Genomic DNA, 25,085 nt, shown 5'->3' on the forward strand with positions numbered 1-25,085 from the left:
ATAATTAGTTAACGGAAGGCTTTGAAGCCTGCAAAAATAATATGAACTACAACGCTAACCGTTCAAGGGTATCCTTGTGCGGTTTTTTGTTAGGTTCTAATAATAGCAATTAGAGGAAGTTTATATTTCAGAAAGCCAATGGCCATAAGTGAAGTAACCAAACGGCGATACTATAAGAACTACGTCAACATTTGCTTTAGGACAAGCCAGCCTATATAGATGGAGGATAGTCATGTGTAAAGAATTAATATATATTTGGATCAATCAGGATGCCAACGGATGTTTTCATCAAATGGGCTTTAACTTTTCGCCCATATTTGATATTTCTTTCGATATTACTCAAAGGGTGTTGTGCATAAGCGAAACGAGAGATATTAATATTTTTCGCCAAAACAACTTGCTTAACGTTACCGCAATTATAGGTGAAAACGGGACCGGGAAAACTACATTGCTGCAATATCTCACTTCACTTTCTAATATGCCTTTTTCAGAAGCAAAACAGAGATACGAAACCTGGCAAGAACATCAAAATGCGCTGGGAGAATTCATCGCTGTTTATTCCGAAGGAGACACCCACAACATTAAGATAATCAATAATACTGTGGAAAAAATTAGCTTGCATGGAGAGGAGATTCATCCATATAGTGGGGATGAGTTTCGGGCTGAAAACTATATTGGAAATATTTCGCACATATACATATCAAACAGTGAATATACATCAAACCTAAATATGCGTTCAGAAGCTGTTGATTATATTTCACTTACAAATGGTGCGCTAAAGCCGCTTTTTTCTGATTTTTTTAAATCAATTTTTAATGCTCCTCTTGGACTTATCGCCGACACGGCATTTAATGCCCTTCAACTTATTTTTTCAAATAAGTTGAGTTCGAAAAAAATACAAGTATTATTAGACTTAATGTATCAAGACTATATCTGTACGAACAAGAAAGACTTGTGCGGGAAAAAGGTTGACACTGTTTCTTTTTCAATAGATCATATATTAAGAACAATCCCGGATGAAGAACAACAGGCTAATTATACCACCAAGTTTTCTGAGAAAGCGCATATAAACGCATTTCATAAAGCGGCCTGTATTGAGTTAAGGAAACTCTCTCTGAATAATGGAAATGAAGAAAACTTAGTTGTTAATCTTATCTGTGAATTAGTCTTTTCATATAAATTTCAACTGCAAGGAGAATGGCTTACACTGGAAGAAGCGTTTTCTCAATGCACTGAGTATATTAGTAATATTACAGACGAAGGTCAAAAAAGTTACTATTTATTTGCCATTGAAGAAATAAAGGCATTATCCGCTCTTGTTGCCGAAAGCGACAGGTTAGATAATTTCCTGCCGAAAGGTGACCTCGGGAGACGGGAATTCTTTTCTACAGGAATACAAAAGCTTTGGAGAATTATCAAAAATAGCATTGAAACAAGAAAATCATTTGTGCTGAAGTACGTAAGCGTTATTGATTTGGAAATGTCATCTGGTGAAAGAGCACTATTAAATTTCACCTCAAGAATATATTTTTCTTCTAAAATTGAGTGGTTTATGGGTGGTAACGGATTTAAATTTAACGAAAATGTACTGCTGCTCATTGATGAAATTGACTTGTATCTTCACCCAGAATGGCAGCGGCGGATACTCCGTGATTTAATAAACGAGTTGAAACAAAATTTTGAAGGACATAGCTTTCAAATAATACTGTCGAGTCATTCGCCGATTGTTTTGTCAGATATTCCCTGCAAAAACTCAATCTATCTAAAGCGCAAAAATGCGACAGATCCAGTATTTCAAGTGCCACACAATGCGCAGACCTTTGGGGCTAACATTCACACGCTGTATCAGGACGCTTTCTTTATAAAAAACGGCTTAGCTATGGGCGAGTATGCAAAACAGTATGTTAATCAACTGCTAATTGATGTGCGAGAAGGTCGGTATACTGGAGACGAAGCTAAAAAGCGAATTGCTCTGATTGGTGAACCCATTATTCGAAAAAAATTACTTCAAGTTGCTGGTCAGCCTATGCCTGAGGAACTACCCGCTCCGGAACGACAGCAAATGATTGACTTTTTAAAGCGGCAGAAATTAGAAATTGAACGACAGCTTGAAATGCTTGAAAGGCGGTAATTACAGTGATTAGAATTCCGCCAATAAGCGACTTTTGTAAAAGCGAATATCTGAAAGACACTCTTCCTGCTTTCAAGCAATTCCTGAATTCTGTAAAGAATAATCCGGATTATGAAAAAGAAATCGGCTATCTCAACAATGGCGAGGAACTCGATGATGAAAAAATTTCAGATCTTTTAGTTGGAAACATATCAAAGCTGGAAGATGCAATAACAGAAATCGGCACAATACAGCCAAGACGTGAAAATGACGGCTTTCATAGGTTGTACGAAAACTTTACAAAAAGGAAGCTGGGTAAAACATGGGCAGAGAAGATAGGCGTCTCGATTTGCCCATATTGTAATAGAAGTTATATTTTCACGCTTAAAAAATCTGGGGTACGCCCACAATACGACCACTTTTTCCCAAAATCCCTATATCCATATCTTGCATTATCAATGTATAATCTTATTCCATGTTGTGCTATATGTAACCAAGCAAAGAGAGATTTTAATACATTTAACACTGAAACACACAGCGCCAATTTTATATACCCCCACACGGATTCTTATGGAGATAGAATTAAATTTGACATTTCTATAGAAGACGACATATTCGCCTTGCTTGGTAGCTCAAATAATTTTGAGATTGATATCTTAGGACTTGATGGTGATGCTGGACAAAATGCGCAAAAAGCAGCTGAGACATTAAATCTACGGGAACTCTATAACAAACATATTGATTATGTTCAGGACATTATTAAAACTACCTACATCTATGATGATAGTTACCTTCAGAGTCTCTCAGAAACATTTCCTGATTTTTTTAAGAGTCCAGAGGAAGCCGCAAATTTGGTGTACATGAATTTTTTGAACGAAGAAGACTGGGACAAACGCATTCTGTCAAAGTTGACCCACGATATTAAGTTAGAATTTCAAAAATAGAATTAAACCGATCTGATGTTAGACAGTCAATAAAGCATCAGCTGTGCAGTTTATTTAATAAGCCATAATCTACAGATGAAATGAGGAAATTTAATGGTAAAAGGAGTCATTTTCTTCAAGGAAGGTGAAATTCCATTCGTAATTGATGATTATCGTATGGAACTGTTTACAGATAACAGTCTGCTGAAGGATTTTTCAAAGGAATATAATTTTAAGACAAATTATATTCTTCAGGGGCAATGCTTTTGTAACGGTTTCCAAGGACAAAAATCAACTTTCCTTGTAGAACAATCTATGGGGAGCACCTGCTATTTGCGTTGCTATATCATTAACATGCTTACGCATGAAGATGGATATGACGCCATAGGTATTCAATCACCCTTCCTCGATGACATTTTCAGGTACAAATATAAATACTTGGACATGGTCAGAGCCGGTTCCAATTTGGCAGTAGAGCCAAAAGATGTATACACAGTACCGTTTTCTATGAGTGATAGACAATATGAAGTGAAGTTCCGTATAGGACATGATAATCGGCTTGGCCTTTTGGAAGACTTTAATAGGAAGGGAGAACTACTGCTCTCGCTTCAAACTAATGACATACAGGAGTGCTATGATATTTCTGTGGTTTTTTATCGATTTGCAATGTTTATGATGTCCCATGCAGATGTCCCTTTAAAACTGATTACCTTGTATAAAAGGGGATTAAAAGCAGGCTGGTTTTATTGTCCTTTAATTTCGGATAAAGCATCCTCGTGCCAGGATGGGTTCTTCCATGAACTTGACGTTATGAAATATGTCCCCAAAATCTTGAATAACATAGCATTAGATTCGGGAAATAAAATAACGCAAAGTGTACCGTTAGGACATTTGGGAAATGTTGATTCGATGTTTTCTCCACAACGGTTTGTGGAACAGGTTATGGCATTTGAGTATTTGTTCGATAAACTGGATCATATAAAAGCTCAGAATTCTAAATTTACCCTAAAAGACGAGTTGATGTATATGTTCAACCAATTTCCGCAATTGTTATCAAACCATAAAATGTCTTCGGAGAAAGTCAGCGAGCAAATTAAGGAAATTAGGCGCACTATTGCCCATGGATACGCATATTACTATGATTTCAAAAGTGATCCTAACACGCAGTATTTGATTATCCTCTTGGACAAGTTAATCAGGAATATGAGTTTGCTGTGTATTGGATTTGCAAAGGATGAAATTGAGCAATGCCCTTTATATTAAGCAAGGGCGTAATGTTAATTTGAAAACAACAACACTGTATTTCTAGAATAGGTAACTTTTGAGCTGCGCCTAATGTTTATACCACCGTGATAGTTCAAATCCCTCATCAAAAATGAGAGGATAACATTAATACGCAGACTACTCAGTTGCATATAAAACGGCTTAATTAAGCCGTTTTTTTCATATTCATCAGTATTGATAAAAACTAGGATATCTTCCACTATTTTGGAGTTGTACCTCCGCTGTACCGCCGATTTACCGCATCTGTACCTCCATTGTACCTCCTAACTGCTCAATCTCTGCTTGTTCAGGGATTGTTTCATATGCTCTCTCAATTAACTTTGAGGTGATTACTTTGTTATGATAGCTATAATGGGTGTAAATACTTGTGGTAGTGGATAGGGTAGAATGTCCTAACCATTCCTGTATATCCTTTAAGTTTGCGCCTAAGTTTAGAAGACGAGTTGCTATTGTCTTGTGATAAATAAGCACAACTTGATTTTCCTTTATGTTGATTCAGTCTAAATTTAATTTTGCTAATCGTTGATAATACCTCCACTCAATTAATTCTTTATTAGAAGGGAAGTTATGAACTGAATCTAGGATTAATTCATTCTGTTTCTTTGTTGAATCCAAATGAGTCCAACTCGCTGAATGAAGTTCACCTCCTTTTCCATCATTAACCCACAATAAAGTACGATAAACTCACGGTTTATCGTACCAAATAGCACTGTATATTTCTGACTCTAACTGTAATCTCAAACTCTAGTTTATAACCCATGATGTATTAAGTTTGTATGCTTTAAAAAGCCTTTAACAGTCGACGTAATCTGCTGTTGTGATAGGTGGTGGAGATGGTTTTGCCCCACCACTTTAATCTGCTAAACTATAGATTTAACTTTATGTTCAATTATTAGTAAATGAAATCTACTAAATAATAGCCTTTAGTATCCAATTGAGATTTACCATATTGAGTTTTATATGTGAAAGCATATTGATATAAACCAGAGTCATTTGAATCAAAGCTGTTAGGAAATCCTGTTATATAAGCAAAATCACCTTTAGGGACTACTTCTAAGACAGTAGCATGATTTGTTGTACTACGAATTCGGAAAGCATCTCCTACCGCATACATTATCATGTTATATCCTGAGTTTTTTGCAAGTTGATAACAATTTTTTAAGTCAATTTGAGCATATCCGTAAGTACCATTGTAACTTACCATCGCCCATTGATAACCATCAGATTGGAAACCTTGAAAACTCAATACTCGTGCTTGAGAACCCTTTGGCACCATACCACGAGTATTACTTGAAGAACTAGGTAATACACGAAGATTGAAGCCCATATTCACAGCTTTCAAGAAGCAATCACCTCCTGTTCCTTGCCCATTTCTATTTCTAATTGTTTGTCGTAAGAAATTAGCACTATCAGAATCGTTGTAATTTATTGTCGTTAACCCTTCCAATCCAAAGAATATATCTCTTGGATTCAATGCGTTTTCAACAAAACTCAAACCATCTTCGAGTTTATATGAACCATCCGATTGTTTCATTCGAATTTTAACTCCCGTTTTACTTTGGTTTGATCCATTTGCTACTTCTAGATGAATGTGGTTTGCTTTTGCACCACCTGATGATCCTTCTTGATAAAACTTATCACCCGCCAGAAAAATTTTATTTACTGGACATGATGAAGTGTTATCAATATGTGTTAATGCATAAGTTAAATATCTCTCTTGTCCATCTGCACATTTAACTTTTTTGTAATATCCATTTCTATCACAAGATGAAAAGTAGACAGTTGTACCTATGATTTTTTCAACTTTACAAGTTGTTGGAGCATAGGCAAAATCAATACCCGAATCAACACCTCCAATGTCGATTGCTAATTGGTCTCTAACAACTCCCTGATATTCAAATGTATGAGAAGTTGTTCCACCGACACGTTGGGTTATATTTATATAAGCCATTGGAAAAATTGTATATTCCATTTCATATTCCTTCTTTCTATTTTATGTAAATTTTGCGCAATATATTTACTCTTATATCTTAATAAAAAAAAAGAGAGTAACATATCAGTTATTCCCCAATTTCAGTAATTGTTCACAAAAATTTATATCTAATATACTTTTTAAACATTTATTTATTAAGCATATATTCAAAATCATACTTCATTATTATATTACTATAATCTCCATCTTCAATTTCATTTTCAATAGTCGCATAATTACTGGAGTTTCCTTGAACCCAATAGATAGCTTCTTCAGTAATGTAATATACTGCTAAATCACCTTCACCCATTTGCCCATATGTAGATCTTGTCGCACTTTCTTTCACAAGTGTAGTGTCATAATCTTCAGCAAAATCATATTTCGAGAAAGGGTAGGTTAATAATTCCAGCTTTTCTTGATTCAAGTCTACTCGTAAATATACTGGTACTCCATTTTCATCCAGTCTCTTGTAGTATCTACCTGAAGGGAGTACATCTTTATAATCATCGAGTGACTCACTTAGTACAACTTTAAATTCTACTGGGATTATCTTTTCGTTGCCCTCAAATTCAACTTTATATTCAGCTGTTTGCAACCCCAAAGGATATGTATCTATTCCGCTAAATTCTTCTATTTCACCATTTGTTTCAATGACATACTTTTGTCCCGTATTATCAGCTTCTGTTAAATATTCAATTTCAATTGGCTGATTTAGTGTTTCAAATTTAAATTCTTTCTTCGCACACCCACTTATAGAGATGATAAGTAATAAAATAACAAGTTTTTTCATGATGACACTCCTTTTTTATATCATACTTAAATTTTGATTATAAAACAATTTGTGATTTATTGATTATTAAAAATTATTGTGTACAAAAATATTAAGAAATTGAACCTAAAGTGCTTTAACTATGAAATTTTCTATGAATTTCATACGATGCATATCTAACTCATATAATCTCATTTTATCTATATTTATTAAATATTTCTCTATTTCATCTTGAGAGTTGATGTGCTTTGGAATTTTAATAGATGCTTTTAATTCAGCTCCATAATTTCTTGCGTTTTGGCTAAGAGTAACATTATGTTTACATCCATCTAAAGTTATAAAAACTGCATTAGGATTAGTACATTGCAACTTCTTAGATACCAATGAGTTTTCAAAATAAACAATAGGGTCATCCTTACTATGTATAGCGAGGATAGGAATATCACAAGAATTTACACCGCCTATTGAAGTGAAGTGAGATACTTTATTAAATCGAATAAATTCAATGAATTGTAAGAATGGACGAAATAAAAATATGGCGTTACCAAAAAGATGTTTTCCTTGTTGAACTAACATATCAATAGGACGATTAAAAGCTGAAAAACTTACAACAGCTTTTATATTTTTAAATTCCCTATAATTCAAAACAGCATTCACCGCAAAAGCTCCCCAGCTGTGACCAATAAGGATAAGAGGCAACTTCCAATAAGGTTTGAATTCATCTTGAGTTGATAATAAATTTAGTACATCATGCAAATTTATGAGTGATTGTGGTAACCCTCGAATACCTTTGCCTGATGAATTATGAGTTCCTGTATTATCATAAGCTAAAACTTCAAAACCTTGTTGAACAAAATAATTGATTTGAGTCAAATAATCTCGACTACCATTTGAAATTCCATGACAAAAAATTAAAAGGCACTTTTGTGTAATAGAAACAGTTGAACTATGGTAAAAGTTTCCTTTTAATAAACTGTCAGTTGTATGAAAAGAAACGGGAGTTGCTCTTAGATTTGGGAAATCATAAAGTGAAAGAGAAATGGACATCGGTTTATCAGCCATTTCATATCTTTTGCTAAAGATCTTATTATAAATTAAAAAGGTAATTAGCATAAATATAAGAAGAAAAATCAAAATACCAATAATTAAATAAACAAATATATTCATATGAGTTACCTCCTTTCATATGAGGTGAATAGAAATTTGAATATAAATACAAGATTAAGTAATAAACAAAGAATCTCAACTTATAAATTAATTATATAATATGTCTTATAAATCTCCTTTCATGTTGCTCATTAGATCTAAAAACTAAATTTAATAATCAAAATATGAATGATTTTAATTCAATAAATCTTTGAATAAGGGTTGATTAAATAAATGAACAGTTGTATTGTTGTGTTAACACAAATAAACAAATAATATGAGTAAGGAGTAAATTTATGGATAATGTGTTAACAGTGGATTCATTAGGTAAGAATTATGGTGATTTTAAGGCTTTATCAAATTGTTCTATGACAATACCAAGAGGATCAATCTACGGATTTATTGGTAAGAATGGTGCAGGTAAAACGACAATGATACGAATTATATGTGGTCTTCAACAAAAAACAAAGGGTAATGTTACCTTGTTTGATAGAAAAGATACAGATGGAAATTTTAATGTATCCAGGCGAAGAATGGGTGCTGTAGTTGAAAAACCATCAATCTATCAAGAAATGACAGCCATTGAAAATCTAAAACAGCAATTTTATATTAAAGGATTAACTTCATTTGAAGAAATAGATAAGTTATTGGATTTGGTGGGTCTTCAAGATACTGGAAATCGAAAAGTGAAGGATTTTTCTTTAGGAATGAGACAACGATTAGGGATTGCGATTTCATTAGTGGGTAATCCAGATTTCTTAATATTGGATGAACCAACAAATGGATTAGATCCGCAAGGAATTATAGAAATGCGCAAATTAATTTTGAAACTAAATCACGATTATCACATCACATTTTTGATTTCAAGTCATTATTTAGATGAATTGTCAAAAATTGCAACACATTATGGGTTTATTAATCAAGGGGAAATAATTAAGGAAATTAGTGCAAAAGATTTAGAAGCTCATTGTGGAAAGTATATTCAGATTGAAGTAAATAATTCGAAAGCATTGATGTGTACTCTCGATGATATGCATGTTGAATATAAGCTTTTATCTTCTACAAAAGCAAAAATATTTAGTACGGTTAATATTACGCAATTGGTTCTTGCCTTAGATAGAGCTAATTGCGAAGTGATTTCACTTTTTGAAAAAGAAGAAAGTCTTGAAAGCTATTTTATCAATCTTGTAGGAGGTGAGAAAGATGTATAGACTTTTATCAGCGAATCTTTATCGATTAAGAATATATAAACCATTTTGGATTAATTTATTTATTCTCGTAATTATAGAAGCATTACTTACTTTTATGTTAGTTGTTCAAGGAGAAGTACCACTTGATTTTACATTGTTTATAGTTCTATTAGTTATTGGTATAATCACATCATTTTTCATAGGACTATTTTATGGAACAGAGTATAGCGATGGCACGATTCGAAATAAGGTTATTGCAGGTCACAAAAGAATAACAATATATTCTGCAAGTTTGTTAATAGGAATTATTTCTATATCAGCATTGTATTTTGTGAGTTTAATAGTTGGTGTATTTATTGTGCTCATGTTTTCTAAAGATGGAAATTATGATCTACTTCATTTCTTGGTATCGAGTATTATCGGGTGGTTATCATGTGTTTCAATTGCTTCAATTTTCAATATGATAGGAATGCTATGCTCAAGCAAATCAAAATCATCAACAACATGTATTCTGGTATCATTTATGTTTTTGTTGATTGGGTTAATTTGTTACTCCTTATCTCTACAAGGGTTAAATTCATCTATTTTTAGTGAAGCAGTTCAATTTTTGTTTGATGCCAATCCCTTTGTACAAGGAATCCAAATATCAACTGTTGATTATTTAACGATTTACAAATTGGGATTCTATTGTTTATATTTGATTTTAATTACAAATTTAGTTGGAATGCATATTTTTAACAAAAAGGAATTAAAGTAAAAAAAGTTACGTAAACTCATTTTATTTAATAATATCCTTGAATCATTTAATCGATTCTACATTGTTAAAAAGATGAAAATTCCCGTCGTTAGAATTAAAAAGAGCAATTCATCATTTCGATATTCATATGAAATCATATCGATTTAATTAAGTGCTCATTTTTATATATGTTTTTGTGATACTAAAAGTAATTTATTCAATTTCTTCAAATACAGTATTCTTAACTTCCCATTGTTTCATCTTGATGACAACCCAGAATGCGTAAATACCAAATGTAACCAAAGTCAATAAAAGCCATACGAGCCACGTCCAAAACAAATCAAGACCAGTACCGATAAATGCTAGTCTTTTACCTTCAATAACCGTGTGAGAAGCCACCCATCTAAGTTTTATGCATATAATCCAAGGATAAGCGATACCAATTGTTATAACAGCTAGTAAGACAGTGATGATGTTGATTCCTACTAAACCAAGTAAACTTCCATCAAAATATGATTCTCTTTTATTTAAACTTGTCATTTTATTCCTCCAAATATATTTATTGAATAATATTATAGTAAGGCGAATGATGATTAATTTCCATTAAAGTGATTTAGAAATAATATAAGTTCGAAGATGAACTATTTTGTTGTTGAGATATGAAATTACTTTAGTAGATATAAATAACATGACTTTATATAATGAATTAAAGGAGTGTGATGTAATGAGAATGCCTGTTTGCTTTATTGGTCATGGAAGTCCTATGAATGCGATTGAGAATAATATTTTTACTAAGCAGTGGAAGAATTTAATTGAAAATATTCATCCCAAAGCAATCTTAATGATAAGTGCTCATTGGGTAAGTGATAAGTTTGAGATTACGACTAATCTATATCCTAAAATGATTTATGATATGTTTGGATTTCCAGATCAATTATATACTGTAGATTATCCTGCACATACGGATAAGACGATAATAGAGAGATGTTTATCAATTTTACCAACCTTAAAGGAAAATAATATTCGTGGATATGATCATGGAGCTTGGTCTATTTTGATTCATATGTTTCCTAATGCAGATATCCCAGTAATACAACTATCATTAAATCGAAATGCTTCACCACAAGAGCATTACGAACTTGGCAAGAGTTTCCAGATCTTACGTGATGAGGGAGTATTGATTGTTGGAAGTGGAAATATTGTACACAATCTACGTGTACTTGATTGGGAAAATGAAAATAATGAATATGACTGGGCAAAAAACTTTCGCCAACGAGTTAATGAATGCCTGATTCATCATGAAGATGAACAACTCATCGAATATAGCCAATGGGGAAATGATGCGATACTAAGTGTTAATTCAAGTGAACATTATCTACCATTAATTGTATGCCTGGGTGCAAGTAATCATGATTCTGTTTTGATAACTAATGACAAGATCATCTCTGGATCACTGAGTATGACGTGTGTAGTGTGGAATAAGTAAATATTAATGGTGAACTGGATATAAAGTTAAAATGAATATATCCAGTTTTTATTATATGAAAAGATACATTGAATTTTAATTCATAAATTGACAATATCTCTACTTTGTATTATTGTATTATATATATAACACAATAATACAATATTTGAGTAGGGGGGAAGTTGGATGATGGAAGAATACAAAGAATTACAAAACTATAAAATAATTGATTATGTTAAATACATAGCGGCAATTATGATTGTATGTATTCATTGTACACAACTATTTCCAATTGATATTTTGGATTTCTTTTTTAGACAAATTATATGTCGAGTAGCCGTTCCTTTCTTTTTTATAAGCAGTGCATATTTCTTTAGAAAGGGATACAATAAGGATCAAAAGTATTTGGGGAAGTATTTGAAAAAATCGATTTATTCTTATTTATTATGGAGTATTATTTTTCTACCGATCGGTTTAAATTGGATTCAACAGAACTTAACAATTTCAGAAGAACTTATGCCCATAGCATTTTTAGTTGGCTTATTTCATACCGGTACTTATTATCATCTATGGTATATTCCAGCAATGATATTTTCTTTGTTTGCGATTACAAAATTACTGAAATATTTTGGATATAAAACAATCATTATCGTGTGCTTTGGATTTTTCTTATTTGGTAGTATTGAGACTTATTATGGGTTTTTGCAAAATGGATGGTTTAAAGATTTCTTCGATTTATTAATTAGTTTTATGTTTACAACAAGAAGTGGACTTTTTTATGGATTGATATTTGTAACGTTGGGATTTTATATAGTTGATCATCAAGAAGATTTAAGGCGAAATATAAAAGGCATGAGAATAGCGACAATAGTTTGTGCACTACTTTTAATCATTGAAGGGTTTGCTATTTACAATGTACCAGGTTTAGATATGAATTTTCTAATCATGTTAGTTCCATTTAGTTTTGTTTCTTTTATCACATTATTAAGCTGTCCAATAGCGATTAAAAATGATACACGTAGAGTACGTGAATTATCGAAATACATTTACTTTATACATCCTGTATGCATTGTTATTATTGAAGAAATTGGGAAGGCTTTTGATTTACCTATTTTAGCTAGTGGGATTGTTAGTTTAGTCTTCATTTTAATTCTGTCCCATATGCTAAGTAGCTTTATCATTGTTTTGCATCAAGTCTATCTAAAACGCAAAACAATCTTCTTTTCATTAATTATTGGAATGTTGTTTACTTCAATTACTGCAAGTTATTTCTATGAGCAAATACCATCTTCATTTGTGGTTAAATTTGAATGGACTTCTTGTATATGTTTCTTCCTTAGCTTTACAAGCTGTTACTTACTTACATTACGCAAAATAAGAAAGCAGGGGAGATTAAACTTTTAATTATTCCTGAATTGACATCCACCTGAAAACATAATAATATGGGATAACATAAAGTTAACTTTAGGGTTAGTGTTGAGATTAACACATGGAGGATGATCGTGTATACAATTGGGCAAATATCAAAAATGTTTAACTTACCTATATCAACACTTAGGTATTATGATGCAGAAAGTCTATTTCCAAACATGCAAAAAATATCAGGGATTCGCCAATTTTCAGAAAAGGAAATTGAAAGATTGAGAATTATAGAATGTTTGAAAAGATCGGGTTTAGAAATAAAAGATATCAAACAATTTATGGAATGGTCCACTCAAGGGAATAAAACATATGAGCAACGTAAGCAATTGTTTGAAAATCAAAAACAAGTTGTTCAAGCAGAGATGAAGAAATTAGAAAAAGTGATGGATATGCTGGAATACAAATGTTGGTATTATAGTAAGGCCATTGAGGATGGGTGTGAAGATGAAATCTATGAAATGTTACCAGACCATCTACCTCAAGACATTCAAAAGCATTATGATAATGCACATCGAGATGAATGAAACCTTTACCTCTAATGAGATGGTTTTAAATTAGATTAAACTAAGATTCATCTTACGATTGCAATTATATTCAGGGGTAGTGTATGCTTAAAATAATAGAAATAAAACTAAAGGATGATAAATTCATCCTTTTTAATGGAGGGAAGCGAGTTGGATAAAGTATTAGTCATTAATGCAGGAAGTAGTTCAATCAAATATCAATTAATTGAGATGCCTTATGAAGTTAAAGTATCCTCAGGATTAATAGAGAAAATTGGTGAAAAAGAAGCTGTATTAACATTAATCTACAATGGAAATAAAACAGTTTATCATCAAGAATTAAGCAATCATAAAGAAGCTTTTCATTTTCTTGTAGAAAAACTAATAGAGAATAAAGTGATTTATACTATTGGAGATATTGTAGCTTGTGGTCACCGTGTTGCCCATGGTGGTGAATATTTTAAAAAAAGTGAGATGATTACTGAAGATGTTGTTGCTAAAATTAAAGAAATCGAATATCTAGCTCCATTACACAATCCAATAAATCTTCAAGGATATGAGGAGATGAAGAAGATATTAAGTCATGCGATTCATGTTGCAGTATTTGATACATCCTTTCATCAAGATATTTCAAGCGAAGTGTATACTTACCCAATACCATATCGATACTATAAGAAATATGGAATGAGAAAATATGGATTTCATGGAACAAGTTATCGAAATGTTGTTCGAAGAGTTGAGGAGATATTAGGTAAAGAAAAAAGTGGAAGAATCATAGCTTGTCATTTGGGAAATGGAGCTTCTATTGTTGCAATAAAAGATGGAAAGTCAATTAATACTTCTATGGGATTAACACCCTTAGGTGGTCTTATGATGGGAACTAGATGTGGTGATCTTGATCCATCAATTGTGGAGTTCATAGCACAGAAAGAAAACATAGCTGTTGAAGAAGTATTAAACCAATTAAATAGAGAAAGTGGAATTTTAGGTGTATCTGAACTCTCAAATGATTTACGTGATGTTAGAAAAGCAGCGAATGATGGTGATGAGCAATCAAAACTAGCATTGGAAATGTATGCAGAGAGAATTGCAAGTTATATTGGTGCCTATTATGTTCAATTAGGTGGTTTAGATACTTTGGTCTTCACTGCAGGGGTTGGTGAAAATGACTATCGCATGCGTGAGTGCATAGTAGACAAAATAAAAGAGGCACTTGGAATAGAACTAGACTATGACAAAAATTCGAGCACCATGGGAAGTGAGGCGATAATATCTACCACAAATTCAATGGTGAATCTTGTTGTCGTGGTTGCAGATGAAGAAATTGTAATTGCTAGAGATTGTTATGAGATATTTCAAAATAAAGTATAGCGCTTAACAATAATAATAATTTAATTCGCTTCTTGTAATGTGGAAAAGCGAAAATTAATGAAATAAAGAATTTTATAGTAAATGAAAAATAGCTGGATTTAAAAGAAAACTTAAGCTATTTTTTATTTGACAAAGGAATAATATGTGTTATGATGTCTTATATAAAAGAGATGTCATAACACGTATTATTGAATGTATGATATAATACGATAAATACAATGGAGGATGTTATGAGTAATCTACACAGTAATGTTGCATCACCTTTATATCAACAACTCTATGATGCAATCATGGAAAAAATTACGCTTGGTGAGTACCAAGTAGGGAATCAAATTCCTTCTGAAGAACAATTAAGTCAAATTTATAAAGTGAGTCGTATTACAGTAAGAAGTGCAATTCAAAAACTTTGTGATGATAATGTACTTGTTAAGAAACACGGAAAAGGAACTTTTGTTTCATTGCCTGTTTATACTGAAATGGTAAGTGCAGAAGGTAGTTTTACAAAGTCATGTTTACAAATGGGGCAAGTACCTAGTACTGAAATAATCTTTAAAGGATTAAGGAATGTAGATAAGCGTATTTGTAGTCAATTGAATATTGATGAACAAGAAAAAGTGATTCATATTCAGCGTCTTAGATTGATTGATGGACGTGCAAGTATGTTAGAAGAAGACTATTTCATCTCGAGTTTTGACTTTATGCTAAGTAAAAATGTTGAGCAACAACCTTTACTAGATGTAATAAGAGAAAATACAGGAAACACTGCGAAATTCTTTGATGATGTAATTGAAATAAAGTATGCTACAAAAGAGCAAGCAAAATATCTTGATTGTGTTGTGGGGACACCATTACTTTATATTAGTCAGTTAGTTGTAGGGGATATGAATCAAGTACTTTACTACAATGAACAATATATTCGAAGTGATATTTATAAATTTTCAGTAAGATCAACAAATAAGTAGTATTCCAAAATAAATAAAAATAATTTTTAAAAGATGTTTTTAGTGTACCCAAAAAGAGGAGAACAGTATGAGAAAGTTAATCTTAGCATCACATGGGCATCTAGCAGAAGGTATGAAAGATGCAGCAAAGTTAATCACGGGAGACTTAGCAGAATCAATAGAAACTTATTGTCTATTACCTGGGCAATCACCTTCGGATTATGCAGCAGTATTACAAATAGAAATTCAATCTAATCCAGAAACAGAATTTGTTATTGTAACTGATTTGTATGGTGCAAGTGTATGTTCATCTATGATGCCATTGACATTAAATCCAAATGTTAAGTTATTTAGTGGACTATGCTTATCCATGGTACTTAATTTACTCTTGAGTTATGTTGAACCATTAACACAACTTACAATACAAGAGGTGGTAAATCAATCACAAGATGGTATTCAATTTATTGAAATTGAAAATCAATCGGATCAAGTCGAAAATGACTTTTAGAAAGAGGGAGAATAATGAGTAGAGATTTTTTGTCGCTATTTCAAAATGAGAAACCAATTATTGGTATGATTCATCTTAAAGGAGATGATGACGAAGATGTATTTGAAAGAGCAAAAAGAGAAATAGAAATTTATGTAAGTAACGGAATTGATGGAATTATTTTAGAAACCTATTTTGGTAATTACTATCAACTGGAAAGAATATTAAGCTATGTAGAAGAAAGTAATCTTCCGATTCCTTATGGTGTTAATTGTTTAAATGTGGATCACTTAGGTTTTCATTTAGCGAATAAATATCATGCACAATTTGTTCAGATTGATTCAGTAGTGGGTCATGTAAGAGAAAGAGATGAAGCTTCGCTTCATGAATTCTTCAAATTGGAAAGAGAAAACTCAGAAGCTTGTTTAATTGGTGGAGTAAGGTTTAAATATCAACCTGTATTATCGATTCATACAGTTGAGGAAGATTTGAAAACAGCAATGACACGATGTGATGGAATTTGTGTTACTGGTGATGCTACTGGAGAAAATACGTCAATCGAAAAAATAAAACAGTTCAAAGAAGTTGTAAAAGATTTTCCAGTTATTGTAGCAGCAGGAATTACAAAAGATACATTAGAAGAACAAATGACTATAGCAGATGCAGCAATTATTGGTAGCTATTTCAAAGATACACGTGTTGATACAGGTGATGTATGTGCTGAGCATGTGAAAGAAATTACTGACATCATAAAAAGAATGAGAGGATAAACAAATGATAAATCTAGTAAGAATTGATCACCGTCTACTTCATGGGCAAGTAGCCTTTGCATGGACTAAGAGTTTAGGTACAGATTGTATTCTTATCGCAAATGATGAAGTTGCAAAAGATAATCTAAGAATGTCTGCACTAAGAATGGCAACGCCAAGTGGTGTGAAACTAGTGATTAAAAGTATTGAAGATTCAGTACAAGCTTTAAATTCAGGGGTAACTGATAAATATCATTTGATGGTTATACTTGAATCAATTAAAGATGCGGATGAACTAACTAAACAAGTACCTTCTATTAAAAATATTAATTTAGGTGGTGTAAAAACTGAAGAAGGGAAGAAACAAATATCAATGGCAGTCTTTGTTTCTCAAGAAGAGATTGCAAGATTAAACCAGATGAACCAAAGAGGAATCTCAGTAGAAGTAAAAATGGTACCGGAAGATAAGGGTCAAAATGTAATGGACCTTATTAAATAAAAGGAGGATAGTAAAATGATAGTACAAGCATTATTGATTTTCTGTATTGCTGCCTTTGGTTACTTGAATAGCTTTTTTGCAAGTTCAAACATTGGTAGACCACTAGTAGTTTCCACATTAGTTGGCTTAGCTTTAAATGATTTAAGAACAGGGATTATTGCAGGGGCAACATTAGAACTTGTTTGGTTAGGGGCATTCCCAATTGGAGCAAGCAATCCACCAGATTATACCTCTGGTGCAATCCTTGGAACAGCTTATGTAATTCTTACCGGAGCAGATGTAGCTTCAGCAGTATTACTAGCAGTTCCAGTAGCAACATTAACAGCTCTATTATCAAACTTCATGATGATGTTCGTTGTTCCAATTATTGGACACAGAGCAGATCGCTATGCAGATAAAGGAGATTGTAACGGTGTTGATATGATGCATTATCTTGCAATAGTAGTTCAAATCATTCCACAAGCAGGAATTGTAGCTCTAGCATTCTACTTTGGACAACCTGTAATTGAAAGTGTTATTGCAAGCATTCCACAATGGTTAAATAGTGGATTGAATTATGCAACTGGTATTATCCCAGCAATTGGGTTTGCTATGATTGCAAGAATGATCATGAACAAACAATTAGCTTGTTTCTTATTTCTTGGATTCTTATTGTGTGCCTATTTAAATATGCCAATTATTGGACTTGCAGGAATTGGTTCATGTATCGTAGCATTCTTATATTTCAATGAAAAAAGAAACAATACAGTAGTTATGGATGGAGGTGTACAAGATGACAATGAGTTCTAGTAGCATGAAGAAACTTACTAAAAAAGAATTAAATCAAATCTTTATTCGTTCATGTCAATTAGATATTTCGTGGGACTATGAACGACAACAACACATTGCATATGCTTATGCACTTACTCCTGTTGTACGTAAATTATATCCAAACAAAGAAGATGAAGAAAAGAGAATTGAAGCATTAAGACGTGGACTTGAATTCATGGCAATTACACCACAAATATCTCCATTACTGATGGGTATCAATGCTGCAATGGAAGAAGAAAATGCCAATAATAGTAGTTTTGATGGCAACTCTATCAACGCGGTTAAGACTTCATTAATGGGACCGTTAGCAGGTATTGGGGATTCATTAATTCCAGGAACATTACGTATCATTGCTGCAGGTATTGCCATTTCATTTGCATCGGCAGGAAATATTTTAGGACCTATTCTTTATTTGCTGATATTTAATATTCCAGCATTTATTATTCGTTGGTATAGTTTGAAGTTTGGTTATTCATTTGGATCAAGCTTCATTGAAAAAATCGCAAAAAGCGGCATTATGAATAAAGTATCTTATTATGCAGGTATTGTAGGATTAATGGTTATTGGTGGTATGATTTGTCAACAAATCTGGTTGGATTTACCAATCATGGTAGGTAGTGGAGACTTTGCACAACCATTAACATATTACCTTGATCAAATTATGCCTTGTTTAATTCAACTTGGTGTCTTCGGATTCATGTATTGGATTCTTGGTAAAAAAGTAAAAACAACAACAATTTTATTATCACTTGTTGTTGTATGTTGTGCAGTATCATTCATCTTTGGTTTATAATATTGTAAAAGTAAAAAGATGCCTAGGCATCTTTTCTTTTGCATTAATCTTATTTAAAGATTTTAATTGTTCCATCATCATTTAGATGTTTAAGAAGTGAAAGTGTAATTGGTAGTCCAAATAATCCCAACATACCAAAGAGCTTTGTACCAATAAACATACTTAATAAGGTAACTACTGGATGAAGCCCAATTTGTTGACCTACAATTTTTGGTTCAATGATATTTCGAATAACGGTAATCACAAGGTAAACCACCAATAAACCAATGGATAATGCATAATTACCTTGGAATGCTACAAGAATAATCCAAGGAATCATAATTCCACCAGTTCCAAGAACAGGTAGAATATCAAATATTGAGATTAAAAATGCAATAAAGATAGAATTCTCAACTTGAATAATACTTAAGCCAATTGCTAACTCCACAAAAGTAATAAACATAATTAAAGCATAAGAGCGAATACAAACAAATAGAGTACCAACAATATAGTCTTTTATATGTCTTAATAAATTAGCAGTTTTTGGTGTTAGTTGACGATTTAGAAATGAAACAACTTGATTGTAATCTGAAGCAATAAAGAATGTTGAAATAATTGTAAATAGTATTCTAATTAATAATTCAGGTAATGATGTTGCATAACTTGATATAAGGGAAATCACTTGTACCGATAAGCTAGATAATAAATCGCCTAGAGCTTTAAGTGATTGATTAAATAAATCGTTTAATGTTTGTACCAATTGCGGATCCATAGTTCTAAAAGTATTTTCAATGGCCTCAAAGAAGTTCATCAACAATGGACTTAATTCTGTAGTATAGAATTCAGGTAGAAAAGCAAAAGCGTAAGCTATTGCACTACCAAGACGAATTGTAAGCAAGACGATAACAACCCCGATGGTTGAATAAAACAGAATAACCATGAGTATTGATGCTAACTTCGAAGGCAGTTTGAATTTTTTTGTAACCCAATTTGTAGGTTTTCTCAAAATATAAGCAATAAAAAATGCAATGATAAATGGAGCAAGCAAGCCTAAACCATATTTAATAACAAAAAATACAAGTATTGCAATGATTGCAATATATAATGAATTAATAATAAAGTTCTTCTTTTTTTCTATATTCACAAATACCTCCTACCAAAGTGTTGGTATGTATGTAATTCTAGGGTAAGCAAAAATTAAAGTCAACAAACAAGATGCTGACTTTTGAAATTTATATAATTTTTGTTAGATAGTAAGGTAATTGTTTACGCCACCATGGCCAATCATGATTTACATCAAATCCCCAATATTCAATTGTTGCGGGAATGTCTTTGTATCGAAATAGTTCTTCCATTTTTCTCGTATCAACAATCATTTCATCTTCCCATTCACCTTGTCCTACACATAGGATGATATTTCTTTGGCGATATAAATCAACGTAGAAATGATCATAATGCATATTTTCGATATATTGAATTGGCGAATTATTGTAGACTAAATCATCACTATAATCTTTGAAGAAGTGGCCAGCATGATAAATACCACTTAAAGCAATGACAGAATCAAAGAAATCAGGTCTTCTTAAGAAAAAGTTCAATGAGTGGGCAGCACCCATACTACATCCTGTTAATAGAATACCCAAATCCTTGTGATCATTGGCATCTTTACTAATTTGTTTTACTCTAGGTACAAATTCATCGCAGATGTAATTATACCAACGTTCATGTTGTTCGATTCTATCTCTTGCAGATTTGTTGGTATTTGACCATGATTCTAAATCAATACTATCTACGCAAAAAAACTGTATCAAACCTTGGTCAATTTGTCTTTGGCAGGCTTCAATCATTTTGAAATTTTCAAAATCAAAGTATCGTCCATCTTGAGCAGGAAATACAATACAAGGTTTCCCACTATGACCATATACTTTGAATTCCATATCACGATTCAAATTAAAACTATACTCTTGAAAATGTTCGATTTTCATTTTGTTCTCCTTGTAATTTATTGTTGAAGTTGATGAATAAAATTAAGTGCTTGTTTTGTGGTTTCAAAACGTGCTGTATACATTTGATTTCCCATTGCTTCTTGAAATATTTCAGGCATTCTTTCACACATGCAAAGATGATCTTTGTATTTTTTTAAAACATCACTATGTGATAACTTGTGATTAATTTCATCACGTCTACCATAATATACACAAACATAAGGACGGTGTTCAGGATCAAACTGTCCTTCATTGAAACAAATCATATTAGCCCAGATTTGATAAACACTGATATCACTTGCAAAATTCATCATATCAGGTGTATAACCACCAGGAGGACGCATGTTGACTTCTAGTGCAACAAGATCGCCTTTTTTACCAATGCCTTCTTTATCATGCAATAATCTAAAGTATTCACAATGAAAGAATCTACTTTTAACATCGAAGGCACGAATAACACGTTGTCCAATTTCTTTTAAATCAGATGGAACATGCTTATAGGAATAATAAAATATTTCTTTTTTTTCATTAACGATATCCATAATTGAATTTGGAAATTGATGTGCTGTCTCATAGATAATATTTGAATTTGCATCGCATATACCGTCATATGAAATAATCTCTCCTTCAATGTATTCTTCCATAATGACTTGATAGGAAGGGATATTTTTAAAGAATTTCATTACTTCTTTTTCATTTGATAATTTATAAGTAGTAGAGGCACCAACGCCACTATCAGGTTTTACAATAACAGGATATCCTACTTGAAGGATGAACTCTTTTGCTTTATCAAGGGTTGATACTAAATGATGACGAGCCGTAACTACGTTTGCTTTTTTATAATACTTTTTCATTTCGGATTTAAATTTATAAGGCCGAATATCATTATATTGAACACCTGTTTGGATATTAAAATCTGTTCTTAATTTTGCATCTTGTGTAAGCCAGTATTCGTTGTTTGATTCTACCCAATCAATCTTTCCATATTTATAAGAAAAGAAAGCAACCGCTTTGAAAACTTGATTATAATCTTCTAGTGATTGTACTTGATAATAATCATCTAAGGAATCCCGACATGCAGGACTTAATTGTACAAGTGAATCTTCACCAATTCCAAGTGTTCTAACACCATTATTCTTGAGTGCTTCACAAAATAAATAATAGGACTTTGGAAAGTTTGGTGAAATAAAAATAAAATTCATCAAACTATACCTCTCTTTAAAATATTATACCAAATACAAAAGAAAATAGAAGATAGAATTCAGTATTGTTTTGGATTGAGTAAAGTGAAAGAGTGACATATAATGAATTCAATGAATAAAGGAGAGTAAAATATGATAATTCAAGATGTGATTCAAACAATTAAGGAATACTATGCAGGAATTGATTTTCATGGAAATAAAATTGATGATGAGAAAACAAGAGACCAAGTTTTATATGGCAATACTAACCAAAAATGCACAGGAATTGTTACAACATGTTATTGTTCAATCAATGTGATTAAGCAAGCAATAGAAAAGAAAGCGAATTTGATTATTTGTCATGAATCAGCATTTTATAATCGTGGGGCTAGCACAGAAAGTATGAATCGAAATAAAACGTTAGTAGAGAAAAAGCGTTTATTAGAAGAATTTGGAATTGTTGTATGGCGAAATCATGATTATATCCACTCTGGTATGAAAAATGATCAAGGCGAATTAACGGATGGTATTTTTTATGGTTTAATGAAAATACTAGATTGGGAGAAATATTTAATTGCACCAATTAGAACACCAATGTTATTTGATATTCCAGAAACAAATACAAAAGAGTTAGCATCATTAATCACAGATAAATTAAATCTAAATGGAATCAAAATCATTGGAAATGAAAATGCAACAATTAAAAGAGTTCTTATTGCAGAACATATCATGGGAGAAAATGATTATCGTATTATAGAATTAATTGAAGAACAAAATGTCGATTGCGTGCTTGCGATGGAGTGCATTGATTTTACTGTTGCAAGTTATATTAAAGATGCAGCAGAGCTTGAACAATCAAAAGTTATTCTTGCAATAGGTCATTTTAATCTAGAAGAACCAGGTATGAATTATTTTGCAACTCTATTACCTTCTATCTTGAAAGAAGACATTTGTTCAGAATTTATTCAATCTGGAGATATGTATCACTTTATTACAAAATAAAAAGGGCGAAAGCCCTTATTTACTAAATTGCATATTGTATAGATTTGCATAAGTTTTACCATTTTGAATTAGTTCATCATGGCTTCCTTCCTCAATGATACCTTCTTCAGAAAGGACTAGGATTTTCTTTGCATTTCTAATTGTTGATAATCGATGAGCAATAACAAACGTAGTTCTATTTTTTGCTAGACCTTCTAGTGAATCTTGAACTACTTTTTCACTTTCATTGTCTAGAGCGCTTGTTGCTTCATCGAAGATTAAGATTGGTGGATTCTTTAGGAAAACACGAGCAATTGCTAAACGTTGTTTTTGACCACCAGATAGTTTAACACCACGCTGCCCAATATCTGTGTTGTATCCTTCAGGTAAATCTAAAATGAAGTCGTGGGCATTTGCATTTTTAGCTGCAACTATAATTTCTTCATCTGTTGCTTCTGGTTTACCATAACGTATATTATCAAGAATTGTACCTGTAAACAAATAAACATCTTGTTGAACAATACCAATCTTAGAACGAAGTGATTTCATTTTCACATCACGAATGTCGTGTCCATCAATGGTGATGTTACCTTCACTTACTTCATAGAAACGTGGAATCAAAGAACACAGTGTTGTTTTTCCAGCACCACTTGATCCTACAAGGGCAATGTATTCCCCAGGAGCAACATTTAAATTAATATTTTTTAATACATAATCTGATTTTTCATTATATCGAAAACCAACATTGTTAAATGATACAGCCCCTTTAACATCAACTAAATCAACAGCATCTTTCTTATCGACGATATCAGGTTCAATTTCTAAAATTTCCATGAAACGTTCATAACCTGTAATTCCTTCTTGGAATTGCTCAGTAAAGTTAATTAGTTTTTTAATAGGATCTGTGAAATTTCCAATATAAAGTAAGAATGTAAGTAAATCGCCAAGGATTATTGTACCATTACCAATAAAAATCGAACCTGCAATAATAACAATGACAGTTACTAAAGTAATAAATGCACCTAATCCTGAATGGAATTGTGCCATTGCAAAATAACTCTTCGTTTTACTTTTTACATAGTTGTTGTTTTCGTAATCAAATTTTTCGATTTCATCTGATTCATTTGCGAATGATTTTACAACACGAATACCAGATAAATTATCCTCAATGCGAGCATTGATTTCACCGACACGCTTTTTATTTAACTTGAAAGCTGTTTTCATTTTGCGATTGCAATAGAATGTAAATAAAATCATAGGTGGTAATGTTATGAAGACGATGAAAGTCAGTAATGGATTAATATTCAATAGAATGACAAATGCACCTACGAATTTAATTATTGAAATAACGATATCTTCAGGACCATGATGATATAATTCAGCAAGTGAAAATAAATCATGTGTTAATCTTGACATGAGAATTCCTGTTTTTTGCTCATCATAGAAACTAAATGATAATTTTTGATAATGTGTAAATAAGTCATTACGCATATCATGTTCCATATAAACACCCATCAAGTGTCCTTTATAAGTAATAAAGAAATTAGCAGCAAATTCAATGCAAACTAAGCCAATCATAAAGGCACCAATCATGAAAATAGCATTGTATTCAATAGGTGTTTTTACAAGGATTGTATTGGTAATTTCTCTAGTACATAAAGGTAGAATTAATGAGATAGCTGCTACAACTAGAGCACAAAACATATCCGCAAAGAATAGTTTTTTATATGGTTTGTAATAGGATAAGAATTTTTTAACCCGATTATTCATTGATTTGTCCCCCTTAAGT

25 protein-coding genes are annotated in these 25,085 nt (G+C 32.1%); 16 read left to right on the forward strand and 9 right to left on the reverse strand.

Translation table 11 applies throughout. The features are described from left to right. Positions 1–232: 232 nt before the first annotated feature. The 3 genes from B5D14_RS03840 (at position 233) to B5D14_RS03850 (ending at position 4,296) form a co-directional block, all read left to right on the forward strand. Positions 233–2,131, forward strand: coding sequence for an AAA family ATPase (locus B5D14_RS03840; protein ID WP_078711276.1), 1,899 nt, complete (start codon positions 233–235; stop codon positions 2,129–2,131). A 5-nt stretch (positions 2,132–2,136) separates the two neighbouring features. Further along, a complete protein-coding gene (locus B5D14_RS03845; protein ID WP_078711277.1) occupies positions 2,137–3,054 on the forward strand; it encodes an HNH endonuclease in 918 nt (305 codons plus the stop codon). 93 nt (positions 3,055–3,147) lie between these two features. Next, positions 3,148–4,296, forward strand: a complete 1,149-nt coding sequence (locus B5D14_RS03850; protein ID WP_078711278.1) for a hypothetical protein — start codon at positions 3,148–3,150, stop codon at positions 4,294–4,296. A 255-nt stretch (positions 4,297–4,551) separates the two neighbouring features. On the opposite strand, the gene B5D14_RS03855 is transcribed toward B5D14_RS03850, so the two are convergent. From B5D14_RS03855 to B5D14_RS03870, 4 genes are all read right to left on the reverse strand, one after another. Then, the gene (locus B5D14_RS03855) at positions 4,552–4,788 is read right to left on the reverse strand and encodes a tyrosine-type recombinase/integrase (protein WP_245289554.1); all 237 of its coding nucleotides are present in this window, start codon (positions 4,786–4,788) and stop codon (positions 4,552–4,554) included. A gap of 421 nt (positions 4,789–5,209) precedes the next feature. After that, positions 5,210–6,289, reverse strand: coding sequence for an SH3 domain-containing protein (locus B5D14_RS03860; RefSeq protein ID WP_078711280.1), 1,080 nt, complete (start codon positions 6,287–6,289; stop codon positions 5,210–5,212). 148 nt (positions 6,290–6,437) lie between these two features. Then, positions 6,438–7,079, reverse strand: coding sequence for a hypothetical protein (locus B5D14_RS03865; protein ID WP_078711281.1), 642 nt, complete (start codon positions 7,077–7,079; stop codon positions 6,438–6,440). Positions 7,080–7,184: 105 nt separating this feature from the next. Beyond that, complete coding sequence (locus B5D14_RS03870; protein ID WP_078711282.1) at positions 7,185–8,225, reverse strand: alpha/beta hydrolase; 1,041 nt, start codon at positions 8,223–8,225, stop codon at positions 7,185–7,187. Between the two features lie 275 nt (positions 8,226–8,500). Here B5D14_RS03870 and B5D14_RS03875 point away from each other — a divergent pair, with 275 nt between their 5' ends. After that, positions 8,501–9,415 (forward strand): ATP-binding cassette domain-containing protein, encoded by a 915-nt coding sequence (locus tag B5D14_RS03875; RefSeq protein ID WP_078711283.1) that lies wholly within the window; start codon positions 8,501–8,503, stop codon positions 9,413–9,415. Beyond that, positions 9,408–10,151 carry an ABC transporter permease subunit gene (locus tag B5D14_RS03880; RefSeq protein WP_078711284.1) on the forward strand — a complete coding sequence of 248 codons (744 nt, stop codon included), beginning with the start codon at positions 9,408–9,410 and terminating at the stop codon, positions 10,149–10,151. The genes B5D14_RS03875 and B5D14_RS03880 overlap by 8 nt, the downstream gene beginning before the upstream one ends. A gap of 192 nt (positions 10,152–10,343) precedes the next feature. Here the strand turns inward: B5D14_RS03880 and B5D14_RS03885 are convergent, their stop codons facing one another. Next, positions 10,344–10,670: a DUF898 family protein gene (locus tag B5D14_RS03885; RefSeq protein ID WP_078711285.1), complete on the reverse strand. Its 327-nt coding sequence runs from the start codon at positions 10,668–10,670 to the stop codon at positions 10,344–10,346. 184 nt (positions 10,671–10,854) lie between these two features. Here B5D14_RS03885 and ygiD point away from each other — a divergent pair, with 184 nt between their 5' ends. From ygiD to B5D14_RS03935, 10 genes are all read left to right on the forward strand, one after another. After that, positions 10,855–11,616: a 4,5-DOPA-extradiol-dioxygenase gene (gene ygiD / locus B5D14_RS03890; protein WP_159443717.1), complete on the forward strand. Its 762-nt coding sequence runs from the start codon at positions 10,855–10,857 to the stop codon at positions 11,614–11,616. Positions 11,617–11,781: 165 nt separating this feature from the next. Further along, on the forward strand, positions 11,782–12,999 hold the full coding sequence (locus B5D14_RS03895) for an acyltransferase family protein (protein WP_200804753.1): 1,218 nt from the start codon (positions 11,782–11,784) through the stop codon (positions 12,997–12,999). Positions 13,000–13,097: 98 nt separating this feature from the next. Continuing rightward, the gene (locus tag B5D14_RS03900) at positions 13,098–13,541 is read left to right on the forward strand and encodes a MerR family transcriptional regulator (protein WP_078711287.1); all 444 of its coding nucleotides are present in this window, start codon (positions 13,098–13,100) and stop codon (positions 13,539–13,541) included. Between the two features lie 150 nt (positions 13,542–13,691). Next, the gene (locus B5D14_RS03905) at positions 13,692–14,891 is read left to right on the forward strand and encodes an acetate/propionate family kinase (protein WP_078711288.1); all 1,200 of its coding nucleotides are present in this window, start codon (positions 13,692–13,694) and stop codon (positions 14,889–14,891) included. Between the two features lie 230 nt (positions 14,892–15,121). Next, positions 15,122–15,853 carry a GntR family transcriptional regulator gene (locus B5D14_RS03910; protein WP_159443718.1) on the forward strand — a complete coding sequence of 244 codons (732 nt, stop codon included), beginning with the start codon at positions 15,122–15,124 and terminating at the stop codon, positions 15,851–15,853. 67 nt (positions 15,854–15,920) lie between these two features. After that, entirely contained in the window at positions 15,921–16,340 is a 420-nt protein-coding gene (locus tag B5D14_RS03915) for a PTS sugar transporter subunit IIA (RefSeq protein WP_078711290.1), read from the forward strand. A gap of 14 nt (positions 16,341–16,354) precedes the next feature. Beyond that, positions 16,355–17,089 (forward strand): BtpA/SgcQ family protein, encoded by a 735-nt coding sequence (locus B5D14_RS03920; RefSeq protein ID WP_078711291.1) that lies wholly within the window; start codon positions 16,355–16,357, stop codon positions 17,087–17,089. Positions 17,090–17,093: 4 nt separating this feature from the next. After that, positions 17,094–17,567 (forward strand): PTS sugar transporter subunit IIB, encoded by a 474-nt coding sequence (locus B5D14_RS03925; protein WP_078711292.1) that lies wholly within the window; start codon positions 17,094–17,096, stop codon positions 17,565–17,567. Between the two features lie 15 nt (positions 17,568–17,582). Next, complete coding sequence (locus B5D14_RS03930; protein WP_078711293.1) at positions 17,583–18,356, forward strand: PTS mannose/fructose/sorbose/N-acetylgalactosamine transporter subunit IIC; 774 nt, start codon at positions 17,583–17,585, stop codon at positions 18,354–18,356. Beyond that, positions 18,340–19,170, forward strand: coding sequence for a PTS system mannose/fructose/sorbose family transporter subunit IID (locus tag B5D14_RS03935; RefSeq protein WP_078711294.1), 831 nt, complete (start codon positions 18,340–18,342; stop codon positions 19,168–19,170). The genes B5D14_RS03930 and B5D14_RS03935 overlap by 17 nt, the downstream gene beginning before the upstream one ends. 49 nt (positions 19,171–19,219) lie before the next feature. Here the strand turns inward: B5D14_RS03935 and ytvI are convergent, their stop codons facing one another. The 3 genes from ytvI to B5D14_RS03950 form a co-directional block, all read right to left on the reverse strand. Beyond that, positions 19,220–20,293 (reverse strand): sporulation integral membrane protein YtvI, encoded by a 1,074-nt coding sequence (gene ytvI / locus B5D14_RS03940; protein WP_078711295.1) that lies wholly within the window; start codon positions 20,291–20,293, stop codon positions 19,220–19,222. 88 nt (positions 20,294–20,381) lie between these two features. Then, complete coding sequence (locus B5D14_RS03945; protein ID WP_078711296.1) at positions 20,382–21,134, reverse strand: esterase family protein; 753 nt, start codon at positions 21,132–21,134, stop codon at positions 20,382–20,384. Between the two features lie 17 nt (positions 21,135–21,151). Further along, a complete protein-coding gene (locus tag B5D14_RS03950; protein ID WP_078711297.1) occupies positions 21,152–22,336 on the reverse strand; it encodes an ATP-grasp domain-containing protein in 1,185 nt (394 codons plus the stop codon). Between the two features lie 132 nt (positions 22,337–22,468). On the opposite strand from B5D14_RS03950, the gene B5D14_RS03955 reads away from it, so the two are divergent. Further along, a complete protein-coding gene (locus tag B5D14_RS03955) occupies positions 22,469–23,317 on the forward strand; it encodes a Nif3-like dinuclear metal center hexameric protein (protein ID WP_078711298.1) in 849 nt (282 codons plus the stop codon). A 15-nt stretch (positions 23,318–23,332) separates the two neighbouring features. Here the strand turns inward: B5D14_RS03955 and B5D14_RS03960 are convergent, their stop codons facing one another. Then, a complete protein-coding gene (locus B5D14_RS03960; RefSeq protein ID WP_078711299.1) occupies positions 23,333–25,066 on the reverse strand; it encodes an ABC transporter ATP-binding protein in 1,734 nt (577 codons plus the stop codon). Positions 25,067–25,085: the final 19 nt, after the last annotated feature.

The sequence above is a fragment of the Anaerorhabdus furcosa genome (assembly GCF_900167375.1).
Lineage (GTDB): Bacteria > Bacillota_I > Bacilli_A > Erysipelotrichales > Erysipelotrichaceae > Anaerorhabdus > Anaerorhabdus furcosa.